Genomic DNA, 10,707 nt, shown 5'->3' on the forward strand with positions numbered 1-10,707 from the left:
CCTTCAGTGAGGACAACCCTTGCAAGACTTCATCCCCAATCCTGGCCCCATCGACAAAATCTATCTGCTGTTGGGGGCGATCGCCAGTGCCGGAGCGACCCTCACAGCGCTGCGGCCCGTGCCCATCGACCAGGCAGCTTTGATTAGCGCGATCGCGATCGCCAGCCTCTCCTTTCTCAGCACCCAGGTGAGCCGTCCCCTGCTGTGGTGGATGGGTACGGGGGCGATCGCAGGCATTATCGTCGGCCTAGCGGTAGCGGTGAAAGGCAGCTTAGAGGATGGGGCCGTCCCGCTAGAATTTCGCGATCGGCTGATCATTCTGAGCTTGCAAGGCTTGGCCGGGTTTATTTCCGGAGCCCTATTGGGCCGCAAGCTGCATAAAACCCGCGTACCGCCCCTCGACAAGTTTCTCGCTCGGGTCAGCGCCCTTACCCTCGGCTTGTTTAGTCTCGTCGTCACGGCCAGCTTTTTATTTGAGGGGCTAGAAGTAGCTCGCACCCTCTCTAGCCGCCTGAGTGCCACCACCACCATCTTGGCCACCACCTTGGCCATCCCTGGCGTCATCGGCTATCTGCTGTTTGAGCTAGAAAATCCCCTGCAACGGCATTCTCCCTAGTCTTTAACCCTCAACCCCCAAAGGAACCTCTATGGAACGCCTGCTATTAAGCGCTCGCTACTTGATTAACCTGGCTGTATTGGCTGCCCTGGTGGGGGCAGCGGCCATTCTCATCTATGGAGCATTGGTCACGATCCATGTGATTGGCCTCATGTTTATGGAACGGGCCTTCACCATCGAAGCATCGAAGGAAGTTGCCCTCAGCTTCATTGAAGTTATTGATCTGCTTTTTCTAGGGGTAGTGCTGTATATCACCGCCCTTGGCCTGTATCACCTGTTCATTAACAGCACGATTCATCTCCCCCGCTGGCTCAAAATCGAAGAATTTGAAGAGCTGAAAGTGATTCTAATCGGGGTTGTGATTGTGCTGCTGGCCGTCAACTTTACCGGTCAAGTGGTGACCTGGGATGGCACAAACGATATTCTCAGTCTAGGAATTGCCATTGGCCTAGTCATTGCCTCCATTGGCCTAATTCTCTACGTGCGCAACTACAAGCTGGCCCAGGCGCTACCAGAAACGACCGCTGCTGAACATAGGCCAGAGAGCTAACTCACCCCTACATTTCCCTTATGGCTTTGCCCTAATTTCAGCATATCTCGTTCAGTAATCAGACCATGCCCCGTACATCCTGCTGCACCCTATCGGATATTAAGCCCCTTCGGCTGATCATTCTGCTGTCCAGCGTCGCGATCCTTGCGGCCACTGTGCCCAAGCGACCGGTTGAGGTCGGTCTCATGACGCCGATTTACCGCGAGGCTCCAGCTCTCTACGGCTGGTAATACCAAATCCTATTTGTATACCCCCGGTTTGTAGGGGTAGCGTAAAAAGGCTGGATCTCTAGTATCGCAATCAATGTAGTCATTATTTAGGGTGAATAAGGTCAACTATGGCTAATCTAACCGTTTGGAAATTTAATACTGTTGATGGTGCTGAAAAAGCCATTGCCAAGCTGCTCGAACTGCAAAAACAGCATCTCATTGAAATTGTCGATGCCGCTACTGTGGTTTGGGAGCCCGGCAAGAAAAAGCCCAAAACCAAACAGGCTCTTAATCTAAAAGGACTGGGGGCCTTGGATGGAGCTTTCTGGGGTATGTTGTTTGGCCTTTTGTTTTTCATTCCCATTTTTGGTATGGCCGTTGGTGCTCTCTCTGGAGCATTGTCGGGCCACTTCGCAGACTATGGCATTAACGATCAGTTTATCAAGGACGTTCGTGCTAAGGTCACTGAGGGCACATCAGCTCTATTTTTGATGAGTGAAAAAGCCACTGTAGACAAGGTGCTGGAAGCCTTTGCGGGAGAGCCAATGGAGCTGATTCAATCGAACCTTTCTAGTGAACAAGAGACGAAGCTAAAAGAGCATTTTTCTGCTGCTTAAGCCATTTTTGTGAAGATTGAAAGGCCATTCTAAATGGCCTTTCAGCCCAAAGGCAGGTCTTTGATGGTCAATGAATCCTTTTCCAATTCCTACCCAGCTAATGCTCAAGAAGATTTAGCTAGAGAGCGTAACCGAGTTGCCGCCGATCGCTCATTGCTTTCCTTTGTGAGAAATAGCCTCACCCTCATGAGTACTGGGGTTGGGCTCTACTATATCAGTCAAGAGTTAGCATCTAGCGGCATTTATATGAATAACTGGCTGCATGCTTTATTGCTTGCTCTGATTGGGTTAGGCATAACAACCTTAATTTTTGCCATCCTGGATTACCGAGCAGAGTTACAGCGGTTACAACAGGCCATTTATCAATTCAGCCCGCGCTGGTCGTTAGCAGAATTAACCGGCTGGGCCATTTTTATGGCCGGTCTCTACACCCTGTTGTGGCTGACGGTTAGCGTCTGGAGTTAAAAGTCTTGATTGAAAGACCCCAACTTGAGTATTTCTCACCGCTGGTTCATCCACAGGCTAAGTCTCAATCGTTAGGACTCTGACTATTGCTATGAGCATGCCTGACCCCATCCCCTCCATACCTACCCCTAGTCTTGAACTCGCCAAGGCCCGCAACCGAGCTGCCGAAGAACGCACGCTGATGGCCTGGATTCGCACCGCGCTCTCGCTGATTGGCTTTGGCTTTGGCATCGATCGCATTGTTACGGCCATTGACCAAACGCTGGGAGATGCGGTCAACTCCATCCGCTTGACTCGCATCCTGGGGCTTGCCTTTGTGGCACTGGGTACCTTTGCGCTGCTCTATGCGGCCAGAGATCACCAGCGGCAACTTCACCGCATTCAGCGCAATGACCTGGTCTATGTATCGCGACAGTCACCCTCTGTGGTGGTGGCGAATGTTCTGGTCGTTCTAGGCATTGTGGCATTTGTGGGGGTTTTAATTAGCCCGTGGCTGAGTTAGCCGCCCTTCACCTCGTCCTACCTTAGCAACGGCTTAGAGCACACTGTGGCATAGTTCTTAGGGCTGCATTTGGCCAGGATCTTGAGCGGTCGTTTCACTAGCTGTCGTTGCATTGGGGGAAGCGGGCCACACTGAGGGCAAGTTCCACGTGGGAGATTGGTAGGTAACGGGTAAGTAATGAGCCGGAATGGTACTTTGGTTGCCGTCGCGCATGGCCCCGTAGTGGGGCGACATAATTTCAATACCAGCCTGATTGCAGTAATTTTGCACGTTTTGATGCAGCTCTGAATAAATCTCCCCCAGCGCTTCAGGATGGGTGGTAGTAGCCCGCAACTGATAGCTAACGTAAAAGTCATCGAGGGAGGTCTGCCAGACGCAGGGCCGGGGCTCCGGCAAAATGCCAGCGGTGGCGGCGGCGGCGGCAATCAAGGTTTCGTGGACGAGTGCCCAGGGCACATCGTAGCCCAGGGTAATCGTCGTCTTGAGCACAATGGGGGTTTGTTCTTCGCGAATCAGGGCGCTGTAGTTGGCGATATTGCTGGTGAGCAGGGCCGCATTGGGAACGCTGACCAACACATTTTCGATGGTGCGCAGGCGGGTAACAAACAGCGATTTTTCGACCACAAATCCTTCGATGTCGCCACAGCGAATGCGATCGCCCTCCCTAAAGGCCCGGGTGTAGACCAAAATAAACCCGGCCACCACGCTAAAGATGGCACTCCCAGCCCCCAGCGACACCAGCAAACCAAAGAAAATCGAAACCCCTTGAAACGCTGGAGAACTCGCCCCCGGCAGGTAGGGAAACACCACCGCCAGGGTAAACGCCCCCACCAAAAACTGCACCAGCCGATAGGTAGGGATCGCCCACTCAGGATAAAAACCCCTCAGCGTCATGCCCTCTCGCTGAATGCTGGTGAAAAACCAGCGGGCAAAGTGCAACCCGCTGGCGGCGACCACAACAATGATGATGATGCTCAGCAGGTTGGGCAGGTAGGCAATAAACCCATCCCACACCACCTGCGCCGCCCCTGAAACATACCCAAAAATGCCTTGCCCCAGGGTGCGGGTCTGGGGAAACAGGCTCAGTACGTAGGAGAAATAAATCAGAAGCAGCGCTGATACTAGGGCAAAATGCAGAATTTGGGTGATGTTCCGCACCAGGCCCGTAAGTTGGGACGCTGTCAGGAGCTCAAAGTTTTGAATCCGCACCGTGGGAATCCAGCGGTCTTGCTGGCGATCGAGCCAGCGGTAAAACTGGGGCATGGCGTTGGCCAGCATCAAAACGGCTAGCGCTAGCCCCAGGGTGCACAGCACCGCAATGATGGCGGCGCGGGTCAAGTATTGAGCACTGCGTTCGTCCCGATAGAGCTGAATTTGGCGCTGCATGGCCTCTAAATGCTGCTGGGCTAGGGCCTGTGGGGTAAGGCCCGTCCCGGCGGCATCGTCTTCATCAATCACCATAATCAGGCTATCTTCGGCGTAGATGGCGGTGCCAAATTCGGTCTCAGACAGGGCGATCGCCTCCACCGGAATCGCCGGATCGTCGGCAGTTGCCGTCAACCGCGTGGAAATCCGCGCGGCGCGCTCTGCAACGGTGTCGGCAGACTGCTGGTCGCGAACGGTAAATAAGGTCTGGTCGCCCAGAGTAACGGGTGCATCGTCGGCCACCTCCATCAGAGCCTCAATTGGAGCCGGAGCCACCGCATGGTCTTGGGCTAGGCTGGCGGGGCTGACCAGGTGCAATCCCAGGCTGACCAAGCCCGCCATTGCGGCTAAAAATAGCCCCCGGCACCAGCGACGGGCCACAGATGGCGTGAACGGCAGCAGTTCCCTAGAGTCGGTGGTTGGCGATCGCATAGACCTAATCCATCACTCCTGATTTCCCTGCGATTTCCTCAGATCAAGGTTTACCAGTCAAACCAATCGTTCACGTCATTGGAGACATGGCGCATGGTGTCGTCCACGTCATCGGCAAAGTCTTCTACGGTGTCGTCAATCTCAACGAAGGGTTCAACAATATTGATGTGAGTGACATCATAAATAGTGTCATTGACGTCATCCATGGCATCGCCCACCTCCTCGGTGACTTCTCGCACCGGATCAATTTGGCCAAAGTCACCATCGAGGGCATCATCGACATCTTCGGCAATATCAATGGCTCGAAACAGCCCCGCTAGCTCTACGGTCTGGGCCGGGTAGGACTGGGCCGGGTAGGACTGGGAAGACACCGTTGTCGCAGCCAGGGCCGGAAGGCCAAAGCTGCCACTAGCGGCTATCAGCACGGCAAGACAATGAACAGGGCGCATGGGGGGTTCCAGGTAGGTGGATAGGTTGAGATACTGCGGTGCTTAGCCTGACCGACTCACTGCACGTTAAACGAGGTGAGAAAGCGATCGAGGTGGTTCAACGAGGCGCTGGTAGCCAGCAGACCGTAGATCCGGCGATCGTTCAGGTAAAGCCGCAGCACGTAGGATTGCCCATTGGCCTTGGTGAGCGCATACTCCCGCCCAGGCAGACCCGCCAGGGAAATTGCCGTGCCGGTGGTGGCCAGAGTCGGTGCATCTAGCTCGGTCAGCACCAGGGTTGCCACCCCCTGCAGCAGGCTATCCGGGTTTTGCACGACCAGCTCATCGGGCAGATCGGCGTAGGCAAACCCGTAGCGATCGCCCGGCGCGTGGAGGTTATAGCCCACGTACTGCCACCAGTTCAGGGTTGCCCCCTGGTAAGCCACCTGCTGGGGAGTAAACACCGGGCCCATGGGCAAATCCACCGAAAACTGCCCCGCTTCGCTCACAAACGGTCGCCACAGATCGCCAATGGCAAAGGATTCTATAAACTGATTGGCCTCGTCCATGGGAGCCATAGCAACCACCGCGTAGAGGCGGCGATTGGCCAGATAAAACCGTGCTACCGACGCCTTACCGGCCTCCACCTGGGTAAACTCAATACCCGGTAGATCGCCCAGGCTCACCCGCTGACCTCGATTGGCCAGGGCCTCCCAGTCAAAGTCTGCAAAGAAGGGCCGCGATCGCAAACTCTCAACCACTGCTTCGCCCCCCATACCCAGCAGCTCGGGCGGCAGGTCAGTGTAGGCTACCCCGTAAAAACCGCCGCCCTGACGGGCGATCGCCACTGTCCAGGTGAGGGTTTGGCCACTGACCCGGGTGATGGGGGTATCGGCTTGGGTATCGAGGGGCAGGCTCACCGAATATCGCCCTGCTGCCCCATGGAACGCTCTCTCTGGGCTGGCTGCTGGCGGGTTTGCCGCTTGAGCCAGATCACCTGTGAGCCCAGCAGTCTGGGCGTGGCCAGCCGTAGCCAAGCTCACCCCCGCCAAGCCAGCACACAGAACACAACGCAACCGAGGGTATCTGACCATAACAAATGCTCTTATCAAGATGTGTCTAAAAATCGCTAAAGACCAACGCTCTCGCCTTAGGAGCCCATATTTACAGGGCCTCTATAAGCCAAAAATAAGAGCCGCTAGAGCAGCCCCTCTGCGGATGCCAGATCCAGATACCCCCTAACCGTCGGCTAGCAACGCTTTTTGGGATGGCTACATTTCCCATAGGTTTGATTGCTCTGATGGTGCCATTCAACCGGCCCTTGCCCAGCCGTCAGCGACCCCTGGTGTGGGCCGTCAAAAATAGCTGTCGTAGTCATCAGCCTAGCCAGAAAGCCTGACATCGCCGGGGCCAGTTTAGACTCAGACTTTTTCTTTAAGAGGTGCTCAATGCGTCACATCTACGTCTTCACGGCTGCCTGCGCTACCCTGCTACTCAGCAGCTGTAGCCAGCCCTCGGTTAAAGAAGCCCAGGTTGATTTTTGCCAGGAGTTAGCTGGCTTAGGATCGGCCATTAAAGGGCTAACCACCATCAGCACCAGCTCAACGGTAGGCGATTTAAAAACCGCTGAAAAAGAGGTTCAACAAGCCATGGATGGGGTCAGCCAGGCCGCTGACACGGTTCAAACGGCCAAGGTTGACGAGCTAAATGCGGCTTACCAAAGTCTGAATCGGGCGGTCAACGATATTTCTAACAATCAGACCCTAGTCGAGGCCCAGGCTTCGATTGCTGACGAAATCGTGACTGTGCAAAATGCCTGGGATCAGACTAATTCTGGGGCCAATTGCCGCCTGTAAACCCAAACTAGATTTGTTTGTTTGGCATTGCTGAATTGAGGCATGAATTTGGCTAAGGGCAAACGACCGTTTGCCCCTACGGGAGGCATTGCTTTTTGGATTCATACCTCTGCAACGCCTTCGTTTGTTTTGCTGCTTCAAGCTCAAAACCCCTCAGATCAAAATCTTTAACAGAGAAACTAACCATGGCTGATTCCCCCATTCAGGTCATCGTGGCCGCCTTTAGCGATGTGCAGGTCGCCAGCGATACCCTCAAAGACCTGCAACAGCTTCGTCAGGACGGCCTGATTGCCATTCTGGATGCAGCGGTGCTGACTAAGGATGCCCAGGGCAAGGTCAAAATCAAGGAAACCGCCAACGCGGTCGCGGGTAAACATGCTGCGATCGGGGCGGTAACGGGCGGTGTACTGAGCCTGCTGGCTGGCCCCCTGGGTTTGATGGCCCTGGGCGGTGGACTGATCGTTGGCCTCGGCAGCAAGCTGCGCAACGGCGGTTTTCCGGGCGATCGCCTCAAGCGGGTGGCCGAAAGCCTGACCCCCAACTCTTCGGCCTTGATTGCGGTCGTAGAGCACACCTGGGTCTCGCAGGTAGAAGGCTTTTTGGCCGCTGCCGCCACGGAGGTGATTACCGAAACCCTATCCGCCGATATTGCCGCCCAGCTTGAAGCCGGTGGCGATGTGATCTACACCGTTGCCGATACGGGCGATGAAATTTTAGCGGGTGCCGTCTCAACCCATTGATCGAGCCTCTGGCCCTATCCGGCGACCCGACGCCGCCGGTTTGACGACCATTCAGCATCCCGAGCGATCGCAAGGAGTTTATCGATGAAAACAATGCCCATTTGGCCTCGGTTGGACGGCATCGCCCCGACCCCTGTGCTGTCAGCCCTCATCGCCCTGGCCGGTCTGAGCTTGATCCTGCCTGGGGCCCTGGCTCAAACCCTGGCTGAGTCACAGCTCCAAAGTATGCCCCTGGTGCAGCCCCTACCAGATCCGTCAACCACGGATTCCAGCACCCTCACTGATTTAGAGGCCCAGCCAGAGGCCAGCCAGGATCTGGCGATCGAAGCCTTGACCGCCGACCAGATCGCCCAGATTGAGGCCATTTTTGCCGCCTATCGGCCTCAGATTGAAGCCGCCCGGATCGACTACAGTGCGGCCCTGGCGGTGCTGAACAATTTGCTCGTACCGGCGACGGCTGATCTGGCCCTAACCCAAGCGCGCACCGATGCCATCACCGCCGAACGGGCCATTGACGATTTGGTGTTTGAGCGAAACCTGGCGATTCGGTCGGTGCTGACCCCAGAGCAGCGCCAGGGCATTAATGACTACCTGCGGGCCTGGCTAGACCTCGGCCCCGCCGATACCGCCGCTGTGTTTCCGCAAACCCTGGTGGGGCTGGAGACCGATAGGGCGATCGCTCAGCTGCAAGCCGATGGCTGGCGCATCGTGATCGAAACCCCTGGCCTGGTGGGGTTTGATCGTGACAACCAGCAGCTCGACCTCGATATTGGTCGCAACGGGCAGGTTGAGTTCGCTACCCTAGCCGAGTCCTAGACCCCATGGAACATCCTCCGGTGAAGGCATCTCTGGCCCAAATCAGCCTTACCCTGGCTGCCGTTGCTTTTTTACTGGGGGCCATGCGGGTGGCGGCCCCCATTCTCAACCCCCTACTCTTTGCCCTGGTGCTGAGCCTCATTTTTAGCCCTCTTTACAGTTGGCTGGGGCGCAAACTGCCGGGCTGGCTGGCCCTGGTGGTCATGCTGCTCATCATTGCCCTGTTGTTTAGAGGGTTGTTTTACATCGTCAGTATTTCGGTCACCAGCATGGCCACCCGATTGACCGACTATGTCACCCAGCTTGACACCCGCATTGCCCAGATCGAAGCCCTGCTAGGGCGATTTGGCCTAAGCCCCGTCCATCTCAACGCCGTCGTCAACGGCGGCAGCCTGACCGGCTTTCTCAAGGCGGTGTTGGGCGGGGTTGGCAGCTTGCTGAGTAACGCCTCGCTGATTTTAATGACCACGCTATTTTTCCTCGCGGAGGGGCCATACATCATGGCTCGGCTGCGCCAAAATACTGCTGCCGACAATCGCTTTGTGGTCAAGCTCAACACCTTTGGGCAGAGCGTGGTGCGTCAGTTTGGCCTGCGGGGCATTGTCAATGCCGTGACCGGGGTGCTGGTGGCGACCTTTCTACTACTGCTAGGGGTAGACTTTCCGCTGCTGTGGGGGGTACTGACCTTCTTCCTAAGCTACATTCCCTATATCGGCATTGTCTTGGCGGCGATTCCGGCGGTGGTGCTGGCGCTGGCCGAATTTGGCCTGGGGCGATCGCTAGTGGTGGTGCTGGGGTTTGTCGCCGCCAACATTCTGGCCGAAAATGTTTTGTCACCCGCTCTGCTCAGCCGGGGTCTGAGCATTTCACCCACTGCTGTCTTTGTCTCTTTTGCCTTTTGGACTTGGCTCTTGGGCGGGCCAGGAGCCTTTTTAGCCATGCCCCTGACCTTTTTCGTGATCTTAATTTTGGATAGCTTTCCAGAAAGCCGCTGGTTGACGGGGGTGCTGATGGTAAAAGGTGCCCCAGAGCAGCCCGAGCTAGGTGCTAGATGAGTGAGTCTCAACCGCTGACTGGCACCACCAATGAACTGGCCAAAGAGCGCACCCGCGCCGCCGCCGAGCGATCCATGAATGCCTGGGTCGGCAACTGCATTGGGCTGATTGGCACAGGCCTGGCCGTAGACCAAATTAGCCAAAGTCTGCGGCAGCGGTTTCCCGAGGCTGAGCTGGCTATGGCTACCCCGATCGCTTACCTGGTCGGCCTTGCCTTTGTGGGGATGGGGGTGGTCTTGCTGGCGATCGCCCTGGCCCAGCATCGGCTAGAAATTCACGCGATCGAGCGGCAACGCCGGGTGCTGCGGCTCATCACCACCCTCAACCGAGTGGTCATTATCGCCATTCTTTTATTTGCCCTGGCTGGTCTATTTATCATTCTATTTTTGATTTGAGGCCCTCTGTAGGCTTAATTGGGCACCTACGTCAACCCTTAGGCCTCTGTCATTGTTTCGGCTACCTGTTGTCATCTTCAGGGTAGTTCACTTGAGACAAAAACCGGCTCTTCCGGCTTCAACATGCCTAATTGATCCACGATAATCCGAAAGCGTTGCCATACAAGACTTTTAGTCAAAATTAAAGTTCCAAGGCTCTTTGCCTCAGAGCCGCTGCTGGGCTCCCCCGGCAGCGGATTGCGCTTCGTCCACCGCCGAGGGTACGAGTTTTTGCCATTAAGGGTAATACGCCCGGCCTCGATCGCGGATTTAATCGCTTTCGTATAGCGCGGGAAATAGACCGAATTGATACTGCTGCGGGGATAGGCCCGCTCCAAAAGCGCCTGTTCCGCTGCACAGAGGCGATCGATTGCCGCCTTGGTGTCGGTACCGAGGGTATTCATCTCCACCAGCTTGGCCACGAGGATAGCGATCAACTCCTCCAACTCTTTCTTAGTCAGCTTGGTGCGATCGCCCTTCTCGATCCGCTGCTCCATTGCGGTGACGATTTCGGCGCGGGTCGTATCGAAGGTTTGGGATAGAGAGGCCATAGCTATGGACA

General features: G+C 55.9%; 14 protein-coding genes and 1 pseudogene. 11 read left to right on the forward strand and 4 right to left on the reverse strand.

Annotated elements, in window-relative coordinates; all coding sequences use genetic code 11:
* Positions 1 to 19 precede the first annotated feature (19 nt).
* The 6 genes from AC0QKW_RS24790 to AC0QKW_RS24815 all read left to right on the forward strand — a co-directional run bounded on the left by AC0QKW_RS24790 (position 20) and on the right by AC0QKW_RS24815 (position 2,959).
* Positions 20 to 616, forward strand: coding sequence for a hypothetical protein (locus AC0QKW_RS24790; protein ID WP_473153795.1), 597 nt, complete (start codon positions 20 to 22; stop codon positions 614 to 616).
* Between the two features lie 31 nt (positions 617 to 647).
* Positions 648 to 1,166, forward strand: a complete 519-nt coding sequence (locus AC0QKW_RS24795; RefSeq protein ID WP_473153796.1) for a YqhA family protein — start codon at positions 648 to 650, stop codon at positions 1,164 to 1,166.
* Positions 1,167 to 1,231: 65 nt separating this feature from the next.
* The gene (locus tag AC0QKW_RS24800; protein ID WP_473153797.1) at positions 1,232 to 1,396 is read left to right on the forward strand and encodes a hypothetical protein; all 165 of its coding nucleotides are present in this window, start codon (positions 1,232 to 1,234) and stop codon (positions 1,394 to 1,396) included.
* 107 nt (positions 1,397 to 1,503) lie between these two features.
* Complete coding sequence (locus tag AC0QKW_RS24805) at positions 1,504 to 1,992, forward strand: DUF1269 domain-containing protein (protein WP_473153798.1); 489 nt, start codon at positions 1,504 to 1,506, stop codon at positions 1,990 to 1,992.
* 33 nt (positions 1,993 to 2,025) lie between these two features.
* Complete coding sequence (locus tag AC0QKW_RS24810) at positions 2,026 to 2,457, forward strand: DUF202 domain-containing protein (protein WP_473153799.1); 432 nt, start codon at positions 2,026 to 2,028, stop codon at positions 2,455 to 2,457.
* Between the two features lie 91 nt (positions 2,458 to 2,548).
* Positions 2,549 to 2,959 carry a YidH family protein gene (locus AC0QKW_RS24815; RefSeq protein WP_473153800.1) on the forward strand — a complete coding sequence of 137 codons (411 nt, stop codon included), beginning with the start codon at positions 2,549 to 2,551 and terminating at the stop codon, positions 2,957 to 2,959.
* A 57-nt stretch (positions 2,960 to 3,016) separates the two neighbouring features.
* On the opposite strand, the gene AC0QKW_RS24820 is transcribed toward AC0QKW_RS24815, so the two are convergent.
* Genes AC0QKW_RS24820 through AC0QKW_RS24830 form a run of 3 tightly spaced genes read right to left on the reverse strand, consistent with a single transcriptional unit; the run spans position 3,017 to position 6,338 of the window.
* Positions 3,017 to 4,816: a mechanosensitive ion channel family protein gene (locus AC0QKW_RS24820; protein ID WP_473153801.1), complete on the reverse strand. Its 1,800-nt coding sequence runs from the start codon at positions 4,814 to 4,816 to the stop codon at positions 3,017 to 3,019.
* A 50-nt stretch (positions 4,817 to 4,866) separates the two neighbouring features.
* A complete protein-coding gene (locus AC0QKW_RS24825; RefSeq protein ID WP_473153802.1) occupies positions 4,867 to 5,265 on the reverse strand; it encodes a hypothetical protein in 399 nt (132 codons plus the stop codon).
* 56 nt (positions 5,266 to 5,321) lie between these two features.
* Positions 5,322 to 6,338, reverse strand: coding sequence for a hypothetical protein (locus tag AC0QKW_RS24830; protein ID WP_473153803.1), 1,017 nt, complete (start codon positions 6,336 to 6,338; stop codon positions 5,322 to 5,324).
* A gap of 354 nt (positions 6,339 to 6,692) precedes the next feature.
* Here AC0QKW_RS24830 and AC0QKW_RS24835 point away from each other — a divergent pair, with 354 nt between their 5' ends.
* The 5 genes from AC0QKW_RS24835 to AC0QKW_RS24855 all read left to right on the forward strand — a co-directional run bounded on the left by AC0QKW_RS24835 (position 6,693) and on the right by AC0QKW_RS24855 (position 10,106).
* Complete coding sequence (locus tag AC0QKW_RS24835) at positions 6,693 to 7,100, forward strand: hypothetical protein (RefSeq protein ID WP_473153804.1); 408 nt, start codon at positions 6,693 to 6,695, stop codon at positions 7,098 to 7,100.
* Between the two features lie 185 nt (positions 7,101 to 7,285).
* Positions 7,286 to 7,840: a DUF1269 domain-containing protein gene (locus AC0QKW_RS24840; RefSeq protein ID WP_473153805.1), complete on the forward strand. Its 555-nt coding sequence runs from the start codon at positions 7,286 to 7,288 to the stop codon at positions 7,838 to 7,840.
* An 84-nt stretch (positions 7,841 to 7,924) separates the two neighbouring features.
* Positions 7,925 to 8,656 (forward strand): hypothetical protein, encoded by a 732-nt coding sequence (locus tag AC0QKW_RS24845; protein ID WP_473153806.1) that lies wholly within the window; start codon positions 7,925 to 7,927, stop codon positions 8,654 to 8,656.
* A 5-nt stretch (positions 8,657 to 8,661) separates the two neighbouring features.
* The gene (locus tag AC0QKW_RS24850; RefSeq protein WP_473153807.1) at positions 8,662 to 9,711 is read left to right on the forward strand and encodes an AI-2E family transporter; all 1,050 of its coding nucleotides are present in this window, start codon (positions 8,662 to 8,664) and stop codon (positions 9,709 to 9,711) included.
* A complete protein-coding gene (locus tag AC0QKW_RS24855) occupies positions 9,708 to 10,106 on the forward strand; it encodes a YidH family protein (RefSeq protein ID WP_473153808.1) in 399 nt (132 codons plus the stop codon). Before AC0QKW_RS24850 ends, AC0QKW_RS24855 begins: the two co-directional genes overlap by 4 nt.
* Before the next feature lie 77 nt (positions 10,107 to 10,183).
* On the opposite strand, the pseudogene AC0QKW_RS24860 reads toward AC0QKW_RS24855, so the two are convergent.
* Positions 10,184 to 10,707, reverse strand: a pseudogene (locus tag AC0QKW_RS24860) (hypothetical protein); the annotation flags it as partial.

It is taken from the genome of Pseudanabaena sp. PCC 9330, from assembly GCF_055795045.1.